We start from the raw sequence: 16538 nt of genomic DNA, 5'->3' as shown, positions 1-16538 counted from the left end.
TGATCTATGTCTACCGGACGGGCGGCCGGCGGACCGACCGCTCTCTTTTCGCCGGTCAGCACACCGTCCGCCACATTGATAGGCCGCGCCTATCGCGCTTGTGGGATCCATCGATTTCTCTTTTTGATCGAGTCGGGGCACTGTGAGTGACATCGGCCGCCGAGGCGAAGAGCCCGCGGCCCTCCTGCGCCTCCCCATGCGGAGGCGACCCCATTCTCATGATGAAGGAGCATGCGTGCTTACTGTCGGTGACAAGTTCCCCGAGTACGAGCTCACCGCCTGCGTCTCGCTGGACGCCGAGAACGCGTTCGAGACGATCAACCACAAGTCCTACGAGGGCAAGTGGCGCGTGGTGTTCTTCTGGCCGAAGACTACTAAATAACCTTCATCATGTATCATGGTCGTCATGTCCCCCCAGGACGCGCTGACCAGCGCAGATGACCTGATCCCCGTTGGAGCGTACCTCCGCGTGTCGGAGGACAAGTCCATGAAGGCTGGCGCAGCCTCATGGCGAGAGATCGGCGAAGAGGTTGACGCGCAGCTCGAAGAGTTGACCGAGCTGGCAGCGCAGCTCGGCTGGAAGATCGTCGTTGTCTACAACGACAACAACACTGTGGCGACGGACCCGTTCATCGTCCGCAAGGACTTCGAGCGGCTCCTCCTGGACCTCCAGGAGGGTGCTGTGATCCGGGGACTGCTCGGCTACCACTCAGACCGCATCGCCCGTCTGGAGTACGACGCGGCCCGCCTGAACCGCCTCTTCCAGATGAACCCCAAGCTGGTCGGGCGCACCTACACAGGAGGCGTGGACTTCGCGACCCAAGAGGGTCGGACGATGTTCATGATGCAAGCCACCATGGGCGGCATGGAGGTGGCCAACAACAAGCGTCGGACCACCCGAAAGCGCAAGCGTCTGGCAGAGGCCGGCGTCATGCCCGGTGCTCCCCGCCCGTTCGGCTGGGCCGACGACCGGGAGAACCTTCACCCCGTCGAGTCCATAGACCTTGCAGACGCCATCCGAGCCGTCCCAGGCGGCAAGAAGGTGGGGACAGTCCGCAAGGAGTGGGCGCTGAAGGGCTACGTCAAGAAGCAGACCAAGAAGTCGATCGAGAAGCACGGCAAGCGGGACCTGCCCTTGGACCACACCACGGTCGAGCACATCCTGACCAACCCGCGCAACTGCGGGTACATGACCCACATCCCCCAGTCCGAGCGGCGAGAGGCCAAGAAGAAGCTGTGGCTGCCGGACTATGTCGTCTACAAGGACGGCAAGCCGGTGATGGGCCCGTGGAAGCCGATCGTAACCCCGGAAGAGTGGGCGGCCTGCGTTGAGGCCATCGCGGACCGGAAGGCCAAGCGCGCGGGGAAGCTCAACAAGCCGCACGAGACCTCCGACAAGTACCTGCTGTCCGGGATCGCACGATGCGGGAAGTGCCTCTTTCCGCTGACAGCCAACTGGTACAGCAAGCAGTCCTCCTCGTACGAGCGCTACGGCTACCGCTACGCCTGCCTGAGCAACCTTGGTGGCTGTGGCGGCGTCACCCGTGTCGGTCCGCCGATCGAGGAGCTGGTCATCGCGGTCTTCCTAGAGGAGGTCCGTCGCTCTCTCGGTGTGGTGGTCAAGGCCGACGAGGTGGACGAGACCGTTCACGACTCGCGGCTGGCTGAGATCGAGGAGGAGATCGAGGAGGTCAACCAGCGCCGGAAGGCTAAGCGCCTTTCCATGGCGAAGGCTCTCGACCTGATCGAGGAGCTGGAGACCGAGAGGGCGGAACTGAAGGAGAAGCGCCAGAAGCTGATGGCCTCCAAGCTCCAGCGGAAGACGGAGTACCCCACCCTCCTCAAGGAGTGGGAGAACTACACCGTCAGCGAGAAGAAGCACCGGATCAAGCAGGACATTCGCGCAGTGATCGTGCATCCGCAAGGCAGGGGTCGCCAGCCCTTCAACCCGGAGCTGATCGAGATCGAGTGGGCTTCCTGAAAACAAAAAAAAGGGCCCTCCCCCGAAGGGGAGGGCCCGTTGTCATTCTGCTTCCCGCAAGCCCCACAGTTTCATGGTTCGCTTGCGCCACTCTTCATCACGCGCGGGAGCCTTGGCTAGCTCCCGTTCGATCCATTCCTCTGTGGTCATCACTTTGTCGCTCATGCGTACGCCCAAAAGTCAGCACGGATGATGACTCGCTCGTAGGCAAGGCGGACTTCCTCGGGCACGAAATAATGGAGCACCCGGTCGGCTTCTGCGTGAGCCGCTTCCCCGTCCCGGCCGTCGAGGGCGTCCAACGCGGCAACAGCTTCATCGGAGGTCATCAGTCGGTCAGCTCCCGAATCAGCTCACCCATGTCACCGAAGTAGGTGTAGAGGGTCCACTGGCCATCGCCGTCCTCGAAGGTGATGTCCACAACCACTTCCTCGTAGGCGCAGGTCTCGCAGTAGCCGCCTGTGCGCGTTTCCTGCTCGACGTCCAGGATCTTGCTCACAGTAAAACCACGGTCCTTGAGGAATTCCTCAATGGACTTGTGGAAGCTACTGGTCTCTTCCGTGTTGGCAGGAACAACCCCGAGGTCCTCAAGGGCCTTCACGAGGTCAGCAACAGGGACGTAGGTGTAGGCATCGTTCCAGTCGCCCTCAATGGTGAACTCAACATCCCCGTCGCTGTCGACGCCGGAGATTTCCAGGCTGCCAATCTTCACACTCTTCAAAGCTTCTCTCCCAGGTTGATAACGTCCAGTCCCATCCACTTCGCGTACTTCATGCAGCCGCGAGTGCCCTTGCTCTCCCCCAACGGGAATGCGAGGACGTAGTCAGCGTCGAGATGGTCATTGACCATCTGCTTGTTGCGCTTGGGGCCGGCTGCCTTTCCGTACTTGTTCCAGTCAGCCGGGTAGCGGATGATCCCAACGAAAGCAGCGTTCGTCTCGCCCCAGTCATCGGCATGAGAGTCAACCCCGTCAGGGCAGTCCCCGTGAACGAGCGTCACTCGCTCAGAGAACCTCGTGAACAGCTCTAGCGCGGACCAGATGTAATACCAGTCCTTCCAATCCCGAGAACCCGTGACGATCAGCTTCATCAGCTCTCCAGGACGGTGATGTTCTCTCGGACCTGGCACGCCCTTCGGGAGTTCTCCTTGTCGTAGTAGTAGCCTCGGGAGTAACCCTCGACTTCGATGATCACCGTGCCCTTCTCGGTGATCTCAACGACCTTCCCGACGAGCATTCGAGATGAGCTGCGTCGGAAGTGCTCGCAGTACGCAACGGTGCTGCCAATGCCGTATCCGACACCAAGCCAGTCGGTCAGATGCATTCGTAGAACCGCCTATCGATGTCGATGACAACCTTCTCGCCGTCATCATTGAGGCCGTAGATCTTGTACCAGTAGTTGAGGTCTTCTCCGGTGACCTCCCAGTCACCGGGGTACACCTCAAGCTGTGCAATCAGTTCTTTGACCGTCATTTCTTGGCCACCCACCAAAGTCCGTAGCGTTCGTGTGTCATGGCAGCCCAAGGAAGGTCCTGCTCTCGCCCACAGAGAGTGCAGAACCCCATTTCGAGAGGGCAGTGCCAGATAGCTCCGGGTCCGCCGATGTCCTCGGCTGGTGCACCCTCCATGTCGCAGTCGATGTCGATGCGGACGTGCATGTAGCTCCAATAGAAAGGGCCCCGCCGAAGCGGGGCCCGTTTACACGCCCTCTAGACGCCGATCTTTATCTCGTTCAGATCAGATTCGAGCTTGTCTCGCTCCTCGTCGGTGAAACCGTCGTAGTCGGGTGCCTCATAGCTGATCACCGAGACTCGGATCAGCTCGAACTCGGTTTCGGTGAGTTCCAGCACCACCGTCTTCTTGATTCGGGCTTCCATCAGGCAGCCACTGCCTGGAGCTGCCACTTAGGCTTGTCGCCCTGATCCGTCACCTTGTAGACCTGCTTGCTGCCGCAGTGATAGACGATGATCCCTTCGGGCTTGTCCCAGCCCGGGACGGCACGGGAGCCGGTGACCATCAGCTCCTCGTAGATCTCCAGGGCGTCCTCAGTGCTGAACTGGCCCTGGTAGAGAACCGGGACCGTCTCCAGGCCAGGGACGGCCTCCAAATCCAGGGGTCCGTACCGGCCCACGTTGAACAGGGCGAAGCGACGGTGGTCCAGGCCGTACTTGCGGCCGATCTTCGCCCCGTACCACTCGCCGTAGTGGTAGCCCTCCCCCAGTGTCAGAGCCAGGGCCTCGGAGTTCTCTCGAACCCACTGGGCAAAGCCTGCGTTGTCCTGCTTCCGCCAAGACACGTCGTCCATGCCTCGCGGCCCCATGGGCAGCAGCCGGTTCCGGGACTGTGCACCAACGAAGTACGCCTCGCCGTCAAAGCAACCCACATAGTGCTCAACGCTGCCGGTGTACGGCGAGCCCTCGGGGGCCTTCCGAACGACCACGGCACCGTTGGTTCCGTCGATCTTCTCGGTGATGATCATGTCCTGGTTGAGCCGAGGCGTCTTCGGCCAGCGCTGGAATTCAAGAACGGTCATCAGTTCTCCTCCTCGGGAAGCGACTCCAGAACGACCAGCAGGACGTCGCGGATGTCGGGGTGGTCGAGTCCGCCGCCGGCACGGATGCGGAACTCAACGGAGTCGTCAGCGTGAATCTGGTCGATCTCGATCAGCACGTACGGCTTGAGGCCGAGGTATTCCTGATACATGGTCACTCTCTCCTTAGAACTTGCTCGGCAGAACTACGCCGATGATGAGCGGAATGGTGTAGAGAAGAAACAACTCGGCAAGCCGAGGATCGATGGAGGACCAGAACTCTTCCATCTCGGTTGTGTCGATTCCAAGCAGCAGGTTCAACTGAAGGCCCTCCCAAGAGCGTGACCGAGCAGATAGGCGCTTACGTTCATTACAAGGACGAACAGCAGAAATGTTCGAGCTTTCATGACCTCTCCTAGTGGCAGGCTTCCTGCCAGTTCTCACCCGGAGAACCACACTCCGCCGGGAAGGCGATGTACTGGCCACCCTTCGGATTCATCTCGGACTCAATGACACTCAGCAGGTAATCCCTGTACTTCTCCCAGCCCTTCCGAGGCACGGAGAACACCAGGGCGTCGTGGATCTGCGCCTTGATGGACCGGACTGCACCATGCGACATCTTCAGAAGCGCGTCGCAAATGATTTCCCGGGTCCCAGATTGGCCTTGAAGGGCTGGAGCCTGGGTGAACTCCTTGCCCTTCTCGACGGGCATCTTCCGGCCCCATGGGTTCACCACATGGCCGTCTCGGTTAGCGTCCTTTCGGACTCGGTTCTGCCAACCGACGACCTTGCGGAATGTCTTGTCCATTCCGTCAACGAATGTCTTGGCGTCGTCCAAGGGGACGCCGGCCATCTGGCTCAGCGTGTTGGCCCTACCGCCGTAGCTCCATCCGTGGCCGAGAGGCTTGGCCTTCTGCCTGTAGGAGGCGGTGACCGGGTCCTTCTTGTTCTCCCCGACCACGTCTCGGCCCCAGGCAGCCCATGCGTTGATCAGGTGGCCGTCCGCGCCCGGTTCGAACCGCTGGGCGTACTTGTCGTCACCAGACATCGCTGCGACCACACGGGCGTCCGCGTTGCTCAGGTCGATCTCAATGAGCACGTGGTCTTCGGAGTCCGGAAGGAAGTACGACTTCTCTACGGCGCCTTCACCGCGAGACGTCCACACCGTCAAGCCAGGCTCGGTGGTGGACCACCGGCCGGAGCGCTGAAGCATGGTGATCTCGGGGTGCACTTTCCCGTCCGGGTGAACACATTCCAGTGCCAGTTCCGAAAGGGACCGCTGTCCCATCAGTTCAGCGAGGGCTTTGCCAAGATCCTCAATCTCGGTGCCCTGGGTGAGGCTCAACATCGTGTCCCCGGAAAGGGAGAGCCCGAACCATTCCGGGACTACGGCCTTCTCTTCCAGGGCCGCGATCTTCTTCTCTTTGGCCTTGTAAGAGCGCTCCCGGAGAGTGTGCCCCTCCTCCTTCAGGAACTTCCGCAGTTCCTCGGCTTCCCGCTTCGCTTCCCTGGCCTTTTCCCTGGCTTTCCCGATGTTCTTCATGCCATCGGTGTGAGGCCAGTCAGGGCGGCTCTGCGGTGTGATGCCGTGGTCCCTGAGAACCGCCATGATGGCGTTCTTTCCTGGGTTGGTCTTCCACGGCTGATCCCCTTGGGTTGGAAACCCGTAGTCGCGGACCAGGCCCGCCATGATTTCCTCACGGCGCTGCTTCAGGTAGTCGGCCCTTGCCTGGGCCGCCTCCTGGTCGACACGCCAGCCGTTGGACGAGATAGCAGCCTTGCGGCTCTCGATCCGCTGCTCGCGCATCGCGTAGTTGTCGAGCTTGCCCTTCTTGAAGAGGACCTTCGCCACGTTCCGCGACGCCTCGACGTCGCCAACGAGGTACGCCCGATACCGAGGATCGTCAACGGGGATCTTCCCGAAGCCGTCAGCGATCCGAGCCTTCTTGGGGAGGTCGGGGTCGCCGAACTCGTGGGCCAGCTCCCGGAGATCAGCAGTCTTGCCAGGCACGCCGAGCTGGAACGCCTGCTCGTCCAGAGCGAACCAAGCCTTCATCTCTTCGGGCTTGGTGGCCCTTGCCTGCCGGCCATGCCGGTTCGTGTAAACGGCCGGAGCGGGGTTGACAAGAACGCCATGGGTCCAGGTGTCATACACCCGGCCCTCGTCTGCGAGCTGCATCGGAATGTTGGAATCGATCCCGAAGATTGCCCGCAGGTCAAAGGTGTGAATGTTGTGCCCGATGATCCAACGAGCCTTGAGGATCGCTTTCCGGATTTCCTCCAGATCGGCCGTGATCTGGACTGGGCCATCTCCCCATGCGTAGCCGATCAGCCGGACGAACTCCTCCGGAGGCATGGAATAAAGAAACTCTTGGCTGTGCGTTTCGATGTCGAAGTAGAGAGTGCCCTTTGGCAATTTCCCCTCCTCTCCAAGACGGGCGGGGGCCCGAAGGCCCCCGCTCTCTACTCACTGTCTACTTGCTCCTACTTGACGAAGATGCCCTTGCACTGGTCGTCCGGGTCGGTGCAGGACCACACCTTGTAGGCGTTGCCCTTCTTGCTGGTGCCGGTCTTGAACTCCATCGGGCCGTGCTTGCACGACTGCTGCGCGACACCGGGCGGCGGGGCCGTGGTCGTCTGCGAGTTGCCGCGCTGGCCACCGCCACCGTTGCCACCGCCACGGGGCCGGCGCTCACCCTTGTACTGCTCACGGGTGTACTGGGCAGCGTTGGCCGTCTTGTCGATCACGCCGTGCTTGGCAAGCGCGTTCAGGATGGCCACCGTGTTCAGAGCAGCCTCGTCAGCCGTGGCACCGGACACCCACGGGTTGATCCACTCGGCATCGAAGCCGTCAGCGGCCTTCAGGGTCAGCTTGATCGAGAACGGGTGCTTGACATCGGCGGAAACAGGGGCAGCGGTCACAGGGGCCTCCGGGGCGTTGGGGGTTGGGGCCGACCACGGGTCGGCAGGGGCGTCGTTGCCGGTCTCAAAGGGGTTGTTGGACACGTATCTCCTCAGAGAGCGATGATGGAAAGAACGAAGGCAGTCACTGCGATCAGGAAAGTCGCAGCCTGGGCGGTGATGATGATGCAGCCGGTCACTGCGTCCTGGGTGTCTCGGGAAGAAGCCATCAGGCGTTTACCACCTTGTCGATGAGGTGAACCACGTCGTTGTCGGAGAAATCGCGGTAGTCCTTCGCGGCGTTCGCCTGCTCCTGAATCCTCAGCGCGATTCGCCAGGGCTCATCGAACTCGATGTCCTCGACGTTGTTGTAGTACTCGAAGGGCGAGTTGCAAGAGCAACCCGAGTCACGGGCGACACCGATCCGACCGGTGTCCTTCTCGCGGAAGACCACGAGAATGTCGTACTCGTACCCGTGCTCGAATGCCAGATCGCCAACGATCTCCAGGCCGAAGCGCTCGGGGTTCTCGTAGATGTCGGGCTGGTTGTAACCCATTTCGCTCCTTAGATTCCGCAGACTCCGCCGACACAGGCGGACTCGTTTCCGACCTCTTCGATTTCCACGCCGACCCAATCCTTGGCCTCGGCATAAGACACGACGGTGAGGGGCTGTCCGCCACGGGCACCGTCCGGGTAGACAGTGATCCCGCGCAGGTACGGCAGGTAGCCCATGAGGATCTGGCCGAACTCCTCGTCCGTGAAGTTCTGCTCCATCGGAGCGGGGAGGTTGATCGTGCTGCTGATGCCGTGGTCGACATAGGTCTGAAGCCACGCCTGCGTCCGCAGTCGCTTCGCCGGGTCCTGGGCGAGGGTGTAGGCCGAGTCGACCGAGTCGGGGTCGATGCCCCGATCCGCGAGGCGCTGCGCGGCGCTGTCGATCACGTACTGGTACACCCACGTGTCGCCCTTGGCGTACCTCCGCTTGTAGGCGGGGGCGAACATCGGCTCCATGCCGGACGTGGTCTCGGCGATGATGCTGATGGTCCCGGCCGGCGCGATCGCTCGGGTTTTCACCGGGCGGGAGACGCCGAGGCGATCCGCGTAGTGGTTGGCGTACTCGCCGGACTTCTCGTACTCGTCCAGCCACTCCCCCAGGTCCTCGTCGGGGGCGTAGGGCTTGCCACGGACCGCGTACCACTCACCGACGCCCATGAGGCCGAGGCCGAGCCGCCGGTTCTTGGTGCGGGTCTCGTCCACCTCCTTGTACGGGACGAGGCTGTAGAGCGAGCCGCAGAGCAGGAACGCGGTCGACAGCTCGACCAGCCGCGCCATCTCCTCGCGTGACTCAATGCGGGAGAGGTTCAGCGAGCCGAGGTTGCAAATGTCGTTGTCGTCCCGACTGGTGACCTCAGTGCAGGCGTTGCGGAGGTGCTCGCCTGCGTTCACGCCCACGTCGACGGAGAAGCCGGGCTCTCCGGTCTCCAGCATGTGACGAACGGTCTCGTCGTAGACGTCGTGGGCAAGCTGGTGATCGGCATGGTCCGGGTCCTGGTACGCCTCGAAGAAGAGGTCGTCCAGGATCACCGAGATGTTCGTGCCGTCCATGGTGGCCGGCGCGTCGAAGTCGGCCTCCTTCGCGGCCTTCATGGCGTCGGGCCAGTCCTTGAGCCGGATGAACTCGAAGACGTCGGGGTGGTTCCAGTGGAGACCAGCCCAGATGGCGCTACGACGGGCACCGCCCTGGCGGATGTGCCGTCCCGACTCGTTGACCATCTGCATGAGGGCGATGGGGCCTGTGGACTCGCCACCGGTCCCGTTGATGTACGCGCCCTTGGGTCGGAGCTTGGAGTAGACGACTCCGATACCCGCACCCGACATCAGGCCGGAGGTGATCCGGCGCATCAGGCCAGCCCAGCCCTCGCGGGAGTCCTCGACGCTCAGCAGGAGACAGTTCTGCGTCTGGTGGAGCTGCTTACCGGCGGCGAAGAGGTATCGGCCTCCAGGAAGAAACTTCCTGTCGATGATGGCCTGCGTCATCTCGTCGGCCAGCTCGGGGAGGTAGGGGCGCATGACGTGATCCACGACTCGCCTCGCGGTGTCCGCCCACTCCTCCCTTCCGTCCAGTGAGTACTTCTGCTTGTAGATGGCTTCGGCTAGAGAGCCGAATTCGTTCGCGTTAGTCACGTACTCTCTTTCACTTGTTCCAGTTGAAGTGAGTGCCGGGCGGGTCACTCCGTTCCTGGAGTCGCTCCTTCTGGAGCTGCCGGACGGCGTCCACTTCGTGGGGGTTGGTTTCCATCCCGGACTCAGATCGGGTGACGTACTGGGCCTTGCCGTTGCTCAGGGCCGTACGAGAACCAGGACCGTCGTTGGAGAAGCCCTTGCGGTTGACGAGCCGATTCACGACCTGCGTCAGGGATTCAACGGCCCTTGCAACCGTCTCCCGGTGGACGTCCTCACCGTGCAGGAATCGACGCTCCAGGATCGACCGGTAGCTGGGCTTGATCTTCTCCATGGCGATGTCGATGTCCACGAGGGAGATTCCGACAGTGCCAGGACCGATCTCGGCTGAGAGCCAGTCGTCCTTTCGGGTCGGCACGTCGCGTGCCGTTGGGTCGTAGTAGGCGTGCTCCAGGATCGCCTTGATTTCGCGGGGCGTGTAAACGTACTGGCTGGAGAAGAGGATGTAGTCGTACCGCTCCTTGGCGGCGTACTTGAGTCCTTCGCTTTCCAGGACGCCGTAGAGGTAGTCCTTGGTGGCTCCACGGAGCCTCTCCGCGCTCTCGTACAGGCGGGTGAGGGCCTCGAAGGCAATGTCCTCTGCCTCGATGCCCGGGTACTCTCGGGCGATCTTGCGGCCCGCCTGGGCCGCCATCTGGACCACCTCATCGGTAGTCGCGCTAGTGAACATGCAGTCCTCTCTACTTGCTGTCTACTTACTGTTACGCGGCGACGGCGAACTTCCCTCCGGGCCCGCGCTTGAGAGCGCCGTAGCGCTCGCCTTCAACGACGAAGCTGCCGTCTCGGTGCACGTCGATCTCGACCGGGCTCACGTCCTGCTGGCCCACGTAGAGGAGGCCGAAGCCCTTCTGCCAGTTGGCCACCGCACCAGGCCCGAGGTACTGGGCCTTCTCGGGCGCCATGAGGTGACCGACCTCGAAGCCCCACCGGGTGATGAAGCCCGTGGTGACGTTGCCGGTTGTGCCCCGGCGGATGCCGAGCCGGTGAGTGTGGCCCATGACGATGTTCGCGCCGGCCTTCTGGGCGTGGTTGTACGCCGTGGTGCCTGCGATCTGGCTCATGCCCTTGATCTCGTGGCCGTGGATACCGACCGTGTTGGGGCCGAGCTTGGTGAACGGGGCCGCCAGCTCCACGCCGAACTCCTCGAAGTCGAGCAGCTTGGCGAAGTGAAGGTCGTCGGAGAACTCGGCCAGGGCCGGGGCCTTGTCGGACAGGTAGGTTCGCGGGCGCAGGTCGTGGTTGCCCTCGAAGACCTTGAAGACCCCCTCGTACACCTCCCGGATGGGGGCGAGGAACTCCCGCTTGGTGACCTCAGAGTCCGACTTAACCCGCTGGGCGTACTCCAGCTTCGTGCCGAGGTTCCACCGCGACGGGGTCTCGTAGTCGTTCAGGTCCCCGATCTGGTAGACCGCATCGGGCTGGTAGTCGCCGATGAATCGGACGACGTTCTTCAGCGCCCGTCGATCGTGGTACGGGATCTGAAGGTCACTGATGACCACTACTCGCTGCAAGTCGTTCCACCTCCCTGTTGACGAACCACTGAGCCTTTCTCAGGTCTTCCAGCTCCTTCTCGGGGCCACCCTTCTTCCCGGCACGGCACAGGTATTTCACTGCCGCACCCCGGTTGAAGCGCAGGTGCTCCACGAGGTCAATGACCTCCGCACCATTCGACCAGCCATCGGCGTAGTGCGATGGGTGGTTGATCGGGTCCGACTTCTTGGGGGCAGCCGGGAAGTGAACCAGCCCATCTTTCACGGGCTGCTCGGCCGTGCCGAGGCCCGGAATCGTGATGGGTGTCTCCACCAACTCCAGTGGTCCAATCTGGTCTTCCACCGCCGCAGGCTCGTCCTGGAAGATCGAAGTGGACCCGTTGCCAAGGCTCAACCGAAGACAGCCTTCGTCGTCCACCTTCCAGTGAGAATCGTCCTGGGCCCGGTAGGTTTGGCCCGGCTTGTAGTCGTTCACTTACCCTCCTGCTTCGCATGAAGCTCCACCAGTTCAGAAATGACGCCATGCGTGAACTGCGGATCATCGACCGCATCCGCGAGTTCCACGACGAACCGGACCAGTTCCGAGTCCTCGATGTCCCACGCCATTTCGTGAGTCAGGTCAGAAAGATCGACCTCAGCTCGCAACGAGACAGTATGCATCAAAGAATCTCCACTTCCTCTCCCACGTACAGGTACCCCGCTGTGATCAGAACCTGGAAGGCGTTCCCAACCTCGCCGTCTCGCACGAGCGCGATCCGGCCGTTGTGAAGGTAGTCCAGGTCGTCTTCCTCCATCGTTCGGTACATGCGGAAGATCTGCTTCTGAAGTTCGATCTCGTCGGGCACTCCGTAGCAGCCGGGGACTGCGTACTCCCACCCCATGGCCTCAAAGAGGTCAGCCATGTCCTCTAGGGTGAGGTCCCCATCGAATTCCATTTTCACTTGCCCAGCACCTTTTCTCTGAGAGCCTCCCTGCCATGTTCAAGGAAGAAAGAAGTGACGTCTCCGCCGTCCATGACGATTGTGCGGAGATTGCCTCGAAGAGGCTTGCCGAGCGACTTGGCCATGGTGCGGCCGGCGTCGTCGTCGTCCTGGAGGAAGAAGACGGCGTCGTACTGCTCCAGGAGGCGGCTCCATGCGGGCTGCCAGGACTGGGCTCCGGGGAGCCCGATGCAAGGCATGTCGCACATCTCAGCCACGACACAGTCGAACTCGCCCTCGGTGAGGCAGATCGCCCGCGTCCCGCGCTGTAGTGCCTCGGGGTTGTAGATCCTCACCGGGTCACCTGCGACGGTCAGGTACTTGTCCCCCGTCCCGTCACCGAGCCTCCGGAACCGGATGGTCGTTACCCCGTACGCGGTCAGGTACGGAATGGTGATCCAACCCCGGTAGGTCTCATGGCCCGGAAGAGGGTCGGCGACGACCCCCAGGCGATGACGCTCGATTGCCTCCTCGGTTAGCCCTCGCTTTGGTCCCGTCAGATACTCGACGGCGTCCTGCGTGATTTCGTCGCTGTACTTTCTTGATGCCTTCTCCAAGAATTCTCTCTGCGAACTCGACGGCACCAGCAAAGTCCATTTCCTCCTCTCTCATAATCAGCGCAATTGCATCGCCCTTCACTCCACAACTGAAACAGTTGAAAGCAAATTCGTTGTACGAGGCTGAGGGCCTTGTGTCGTCGTGAAAGCAGCAGACGACCGAAGTCCACCAATCTCCCGGTGCGGGGTCCGGGAGATCAGCGCCGTAGTGTTCCAGAATTGGGACGATCGGCAGATCCTCGATGTCCATTAGGACCTCAGACAGAAAGCGGCGTATGCGACCAACGCGGCGAAGAACAAGGCCCAACCTCCGGACATTACTTCCTCCTTTTACGCCTTCGGGGCTTTTGCGTATCATCACCCTGGAAATGGCGCTCACCAAGAATGACGAGCGCTGGAGGGTTTTCCAGGTAATCCGCTGCGGCCCTCAGGGTCTCGGGGTTATCCCGGGCTGAGGTGAGTAGCTTGCCGTTGCACATCCGGCAGCAGAGTCCACGGACAAGGCCCGTCTTGTGGTCGTGGTCCACGGATAGCCTCTGCTTGCGCGGCTGGCTACAGATGGCACAGACGCCACCCTGGGCCTTAAAGAGCTTGTCGTACTCGCCCCTTCTGAGCCCGTAGGTGGCCACTACCCGGTTCTCGTGTGCAGCTTTGGACCTGTTCCGCTTACGGCAGGTCTCGCAGGTTCGCCCTCTGGAAGATGTGAAGAACCGTTCTGCTCGACTCCTGCCGCATTTCATGCACTCCCGATATCCGTTACGTGGCAACCAATTCAGCTCCTATCATGCGACCAGTAGGCCGCTGTCGGTAATGGACATCCGAGCGAAATTCATGTCCAGCTCAACGGAGTACATCGCCGAGGGATCTGCAATCCCGTCACGATTCTTGACGATGGCGACACCCATCTTGTCCTGACCGAGAGCCTCGTCCAGATCGTCCGAGGCGCGCCAAAGCGTCAGAACCATTTCGGGAACCTTGCCGACCTTTCCTCGAAGCGCGGAAAGGGGTGGCGGTGTACGTCCGTCCTCATATTCACCCGTCAGGTGGTGGAGGACCACGACGCACATGTTCTTAGAGCGGGAAAGCTCTAGCCCGAAAAGGAGAATGTTCTCCAGAGATTTGAACTCGTTACCCTCGGAATCGCCCGGGTCGACATTCATCAGGTTGTCGATGATGCACATGTCGGGATAGGAGCCGAGATAGCCGTGCGCCAGGATCGATTCATCGATCGTGTCCAGGCTGGGGCCGGCGTCAAACTCCCACCAGATGCGGCGTAGGGCGTGCAGTTCCTTGTCGAAGGTGTAGCCGCGCTCCATGGCGGCCTCGACCTCTGACGTCTCCCGGCCGGTGGTGATGGCCATGGACCTGACGAGCTGCGTCCTGGGCCCCGAGTCCGCGCTGAAGTAGATGCACGATGCCCCGCTGCGGACGGCGAGGTTGAGCGCCAGGGCGCTCTTACCGCCGCCAGGGGCACTTGCGATCAGCACGAGCTGGGGCTTGCGGAACGTGGCCGTGGCGGCTGTCAGGCTTTTCCACGGGTTGTCCAGGGCCTCACCGGACGACTTGTTGTACCGGAGCGCTGAACCAAGCTGGAAGAGGCTCAATCTGCCCCCAGGACGATCACCTGGTAGTCGCGAGCCAACTTCGTCAGGTCCACCTCAGGCAATCCGGTGATGTACCTAGGCCAGTAGAACTCGTACTCGGACTCCTCGCGGGCCTTCCCCCGCCAGGACTCCAGCACCCGGACACTAGGCGAGTCGTTTACACGCCCCCGCAGGACCTCACTCTTGATGGCCTCGTAGACGCCATCAGTGATGGCCTCCGCGTTGGAGGGTGAGAAGGAGAAGGAGACGAGACCATGGACTTCGTGCCATGCGGCGGTCTTGGCGCTCAAAGTCGCACCTCCAGGCGGCTGTAAACGTCGCGGACGATCTTCTCGACGTGGTTGAGGACGTCCACAATGCCCTCAGTACTGCCGCCCATCCGGGCCATGCTGAACACCAGCGTCATGGAGATGTCCAGGAAGTAGGGCTTCAGGTCCTCGTGACCATTCGGGACGAAGTCGATCGTGTCCTTGAGCTTGGCTGAAGCCTCCGCAATCGCGATGGCTTCCGGGTCGTCCTCCAGGCCGAAGGGGGTGTTGGTGAACATAAGAAAGTTCCTCTCTATACTTACTGTCTACTTGCTACTAAGCGGCGAATTGGCAAGCCGGCCGCACCGTGCAGGTGAAGCACGACTCACCAGGGTTGGGAAGGTAGATGTCGTTCTTGCGACCCTCGTGGAACCGTCTGTACCACTCGCCGACGACTTCCCTCGGATAGTTGGTCAGTTCCTTGGTCACCAGCTCGTTGTTCCGACAGTCCCAGTAGGCACCCCACGGGACTTTCTCCCCCGTTAGCTCCTCCAGCGCCACCCCGTAGGTAGCGAGCTGGTAGGGGTCAACTGGGAGCTTGGAACCGGTCTTCCAGTCGACCGGGAACCACAACCCGTTCTGGTCCTCAAAAACGCAATCGATGTACCCGATGACTCGGAAGCCGTCGAAGTCCAACTGGAAACCGACCTCGACCGCTGGCTCGCCAGGGATGATCTCAGCGGGCCTCAGCGGGCCGTCTGCCGGGTGCTGAAGGATGTAGTCGGCTACCTGCTGCTCGCCCATCTCATGACGCTTGTCGATGTCTGTGGCGAGCTTGCGCCGGCCACCGACCATCCACATGTCCTCGTCGGGCTGCTCCTCCTGGGCCAGCCGTAGCTCACGACCCCACGCCATGTAGAAGTGGTCGAGGGCCCCGTCGACGGACAGGGTTCGATGCGACTTCTCGTACGCCTCGATGCCGGCGTGAACCGCCGTGCCTTGGATGAACCACACGGCTTGCCGCTGCGGCGCACCCACGATCTTTTCGAGGTAGTAGGCATGACTACAGCTCGCAAAGGTCTGGAGTCGAGATGGTGAAAGCCTTGGTCCCTTATCCTCCTCCGTCACGTCACCTCCTTGTAGAAAGAAGAAAGCACGCCACCCGGTAGGCGACGTGCTCTCTATGCGGCTCTTGGCTAGCCGCACGTATATCAGTTGAGGGGAGCCCATACACTGATGAGGAGGCGTCCGTCATGGGTCTCACGGACGCCATGCCACACCCCCACGGGAATGTACCCAAACAGGTCCGCATCATAGGTAGAGCCGACAGGGACCTGGACCTCGTAGAGGGTCCCGTCCTCGTACTTCTGGCTCTTGACGACCCCACTGAGGCCGTTGTCGAAATCCAACTCAGGACTGTCCACGGGAGCCAGCGCATCGCTGGGGCCAACGTAGACAGGGGCCGCGACCGAGTTGACTGGAACGGACATGTGCACGTGCTCCAAACTGCGGGGGGGTGGTACGGCCGGGGGAAGGCCCCATTGCCTTCCCCCAGACCTAGAGGTTCTGAACAACACCTCGCTTGGCCTTGTCAAGCACGGACTTCAGGTGCCACTTTCCAGGAACCTTAGAGGCCGGCTTGCTGTAGAACCCACCAACGGGACTCTCCTCATTCGAGGGCTCATCCCTGCGGTAGTCAATGTCGAGGTCTTTCGAAACGAGTCCTTCGGCCCACCTGATTGCGGTGACCTTGTTGGTCTCCCGTATCTCCTTCCCCTGGGCAAGACTCGAAAGGTCCCGAAGGTACTTCGCAACCTTGCTCGCCTTGTGCTCAGCAGCCAGGGTCCAAGGGAGAGCCCACTTGTGACTAAGCTGCGGCCGGGTGAGACCAAAATCCTTCGCGGCCTGGAAGACCCCAGAGGCCGACAGGCCGTACATCTGCCCGATGGTCTCGTAGCTCTCGCCAGCGTCAATGAGGTCGCTCAACTCATGAGGCGTGATCCTCCGATGT

At 61.5% G+C, this 16538-nt stretch carries 28 protein-coding genes and 1 pseudogene; 2 read left to right on the top strand and 27 right to left on the bottom strand.

Annotated features, from left to right (window positions below):
• The first annotated feature begins 235 nt into the window (after nt 1-235).
• Nucleotides 236-382 carry a redoxin domain-containing protein gene (locus tag AB0C87_RS25275; protein WP_360579825.1) on the top strand — a complete coding sequence of 49 codons (147 nt, stop codon included), beginning with the start codon at nt 236-238 and terminating at the stop codon, nt 380-382.
• 24 nt (nt 383-406) lie between these two features.
• Nucleotides 407-1981, top strand: coding sequence for a recombinase family protein (locus AB0C87_RS25270; protein WP_360579823.1), 1575 nt, complete (start codon nt 407-409; stop codon nt 1979-1981).
• Nucleotides 1982-2023: 42 nt separating this feature from the next.
• Here AB0C87_RS25270 and AB0C87_RS25265 read toward each other — a convergent pair whose 3' ends face one another.
• From AB0C87_RS25265 to AB0C87_RS25135, 27 genes and pseudogenes are all read right to left on the bottom strand, one after another.
• Nucleotides 2024-2146 carry a hypothetical protein gene (locus tag AB0C87_RS25265; protein WP_360579821.1) on the bottom strand — a complete coding sequence of 41 codons (123 nt, stop codon included), beginning with the start codon at nt 2144-2146 and terminating at the stop codon, nt 2024-2026.
• Entirely contained in the window at nt 2143-2307 is a 165-nt protein-coding gene (locus AB0C87_RS25260; protein ID WP_360579819.1) for a hypothetical protein, read from the bottom strand. The genes AB0C87_RS25265 and AB0C87_RS25260 overlap by 4 nt, the downstream gene beginning before the upstream one ends.
• On the bottom strand, nt 2307-2699 hold the full coding sequence (locus AB0C87_RS25255; RefSeq protein ID WP_360579817.1) for a hypothetical protein: 393 nt from the start codon (nt 2697-2699) through the stop codon (nt 2307-2309). Before AB0C87_RS25255 ends, AB0C87_RS25260 begins: the two co-directional genes overlap by 1 nt.
• On the bottom strand, nt 2696-3067 hold the full coding sequence (locus tag AB0C87_RS25250) for a DUF2493 domain-containing protein (RefSeq protein ID WP_360579815.1): 372 nt from the start codon (nt 3065-3067) through the stop codon (nt 2696-2698). Before AB0C87_RS25250 ends, AB0C87_RS25255 begins: the two co-directional genes overlap by 4 nt.
• The gene (locus tag AB0C87_RS25245) at nt 3067-3300 is read right to left on the bottom strand and encodes a hypothetical protein (protein WP_360579813.1); all 234 of its coding nucleotides are present in this window, start codon (nt 3298-3300) and stop codon (nt 3067-3069) included. The genes AB0C87_RS25250 and AB0C87_RS25245 overlap by 1 nt, the downstream gene beginning before the upstream one ends.
• Nucleotides 3291-3449: a hypothetical protein gene (locus tag AB0C87_RS25240; RefSeq protein WP_360579811.1), complete on the bottom strand. Its 159-nt coding sequence runs from the start codon at nt 3447-3449 to the stop codon at nt 3291-3293. The genes AB0C87_RS25245 and AB0C87_RS25240 overlap by 10 nt, the downstream gene beginning before the upstream one ends.
• 236 nt (nt 3450-3685) lie before the next feature.
• The gene (locus AB0C87_RS25235; protein ID WP_360579809.1) at nt 3686-3826 is read right to left on the bottom strand and encodes a hypothetical protein; all 141 of its coding nucleotides are present in this window, start codon (nt 3824-3826) and stop codon (nt 3686-3688) included.
• Nucleotides 3827-3852: 26 nt separating this feature from the next.
• Complete coding sequence (locus tag AB0C87_RS25230; RefSeq protein WP_360579807.1) at nt 3853-4509, bottom strand: RNA ligase family protein; 657 nt, start codon at nt 4507-4509, stop codon at nt 3853-3855.
• The gene (locus AB0C87_RS25225) at nt 4509-4679 is read right to left on the bottom strand and encodes a hypothetical protein (RefSeq protein ID WP_360579805.1); all 171 of its coding nucleotides are present in this window, start codon (nt 4677-4679) and stop codon (nt 4509-4511) included. The genes AB0C87_RS25230 and AB0C87_RS25225 overlap by 1 nt, the downstream gene beginning before the upstream one ends.
• Nucleotides 4680-4692: 13 nt before the next feature.
• Nucleotides 4693-4827 carry a hypothetical protein gene (locus AB0C87_RS25220; RefSeq protein WP_360579803.1) on the bottom strand — a complete coding sequence of 45 codons (135 nt, stop codon included), beginning with the start codon at nt 4825-4827 and terminating at the stop codon, nt 4693-4695.
• 94 nt (nt 4828-4921) lie between these two features.
• Nucleotides 4922-6922, bottom strand: a complete 2001-nt coding sequence (locus AB0C87_RS25215) for a DNA polymerase (protein ID WP_360579801.1) — start codon at nt 6920-6922, stop codon at nt 4922-4924.
• Nucleotides 6923-6990: 68 nt separating this feature from the next.
• Nucleotides 6991-7512 carry a hypothetical protein gene (locus tag AB0C87_RS25210; RefSeq protein WP_360579799.1) on the bottom strand — a complete coding sequence of 174 codons (522 nt, stop codon included), beginning with the start codon at nt 7510-7512 and terminating at the stop codon, nt 6991-6993.
• A gap of 124 nt (nt 7513-7636) precedes the next feature.
• Nucleotides 7637-7963 carry a hypothetical protein gene (locus AB0C87_RS25205; protein ID WP_360579797.1) on the bottom strand — a complete coding sequence of 109 codons (327 nt, stop codon included), beginning with the start codon at nt 7961-7963 and terminating at the stop codon, nt 7637-7639.
• A gap of 8 nt (nt 7964-7971) precedes the next feature.
• On the bottom strand, nt 7972-9591 hold the full coding sequence (locus AB0C87_RS25200) for a hypothetical protein (RefSeq protein WP_360579795.1): 1620 nt from the start codon (nt 9589-9591) through the stop codon (nt 7972-7974).
• 10 nt (nt 9592-9601) lie between these two features.
• Complete coding sequence (locus AB0C87_RS25195; RefSeq protein ID WP_360579793.1) at nt 9602-10282, bottom strand: hypothetical protein; 681 nt, start codon at nt 10280-10282, stop codon at nt 9602-9604.
• 67 nt (nt 10283-10349) lie between these two features.
• Nucleotides 10350-11159, bottom strand: a complete 810-nt coding sequence (locus AB0C87_RS25190; RefSeq protein WP_360579791.1) for a metallophosphoesterase — start codon at nt 11157-11159, stop codon at nt 10350-10352.
• Entirely contained in the window at nt 11134-11613 is a 480-nt protein-coding gene (locus AB0C87_RS25185) for a DUF3310 domain-containing protein (protein ID WP_360579789.1), read from the bottom strand. The genes AB0C87_RS25190 and AB0C87_RS25185 overlap by 26 nt, the downstream gene beginning before the upstream one ends.
• Nucleotides 11610-11783 (bottom strand): hypothetical protein, encoded by a 174-nt coding sequence (locus tag AB0C87_RS25180; protein ID WP_360579787.1) that lies wholly within the window; start codon nt 11781-11783, stop codon nt 11610-11612. Before AB0C87_RS25180 ends, AB0C87_RS25185 begins: the two co-directional genes overlap by 4 nt.
• A gap of 14 nt (nt 11784-11797) precedes the next feature.
• On the bottom strand, nt 11798-12079 hold the full coding sequence (locus tag AB0C87_RS25175) for a hypothetical protein (protein WP_360579786.1): 282 nt from the start codon (nt 12077-12079) through the stop codon (nt 11798-11800).
• Nucleotides 12076-12708, bottom strand: a complete 633-nt coding sequence (locus AB0C87_RS25170; RefSeq protein WP_360579869.1) for a hypothetical protein — start codon at nt 12706-12708, stop codon at nt 12076-12078. The genes AB0C87_RS25175 and AB0C87_RS25170 overlap by 4 nt, the downstream gene beginning before the upstream one ends.
• Nucleotides 12709-12733: 25 nt before the next feature.
• A pseudogene (locus AB0C87_RS25165) lies at nt 12734-12925 on the bottom strand (CHC2 zinc finger domain-containing protein); the annotation flags it as partial.
• Between the two features lie 67 nt (nt 12926-12992).
• Nucleotides 12993-13415, bottom strand: coding sequence for an endonuclease VII domain-containing protein (locus AB0C87_RS25160; protein ID WP_360579784.1), 423 nt, complete (start codon nt 13413-13415; stop codon nt 12993-12995).
• A 42-nt stretch (nt 13416-13457) separates the two neighbouring features.
• Nucleotides 13458-14279 (bottom strand): DnaB-like helicase C-terminal domain-containing protein, encoded by an 822-nt coding sequence (locus AB0C87_RS25155; RefSeq protein WP_360579782.1) that lies wholly within the window; start codon nt 14277-14279, stop codon nt 13458-13460.
• Complete coding sequence (locus tag AB0C87_RS25150; protein ID WP_360579780.1) at nt 14276-14569, bottom strand: hypothetical protein; 294 nt, start codon at nt 14567-14569, stop codon at nt 14276-14278. The genes AB0C87_RS25155 and AB0C87_RS25150 overlap by 4 nt, the downstream gene beginning before the upstream one ends.
• Complete coding sequence (locus AB0C87_RS25145) at nt 14566-14826, bottom strand: hypothetical protein (protein ID WP_360579778.1); 261 nt, start codon at nt 14824-14826, stop codon at nt 14566-14568. The genes AB0C87_RS25150 and AB0C87_RS25145 overlap by 4 nt, the downstream gene beginning before the upstream one ends.
• A 37-nt stretch (nt 14827-14863) precedes the next feature.
• Entirely contained in the window at nt 14864-15655 is a 792-nt protein-coding gene (locus AB0C87_RS25140) for a PD-(D/E)XK nuclease family protein (RefSeq protein ID WP_360579776.1), read from the bottom strand.
• Between the two features lie 429 nt (nt 15656-16084).
• On the bottom strand, nt 16085-16513 hold the full coding sequence (locus tag AB0C87_RS25135) for a hypothetical protein (protein ID WP_360579774.1): 429 nt from the start codon (nt 16511-16513) through the stop codon (nt 16085-16087).
• Between the last annotated feature and the right edge of the window lie 25 nt (nt 16514-16538).

The sequence above is a fragment of the Actinomadura sp. NPDC048021 genome (genome assembly GCF_040653135.1).
In the GTDB taxonomy this organism is placed as follows: Bacteria; Actinomycetota; Actinomycetes; order Streptosporangiales; family Streptosporangiaceae; genus Spirillospora; species Spirillospora verrucosospora.
This window is presented reverse-complemented; position numbering and strand designations above follow the sequence as displayed.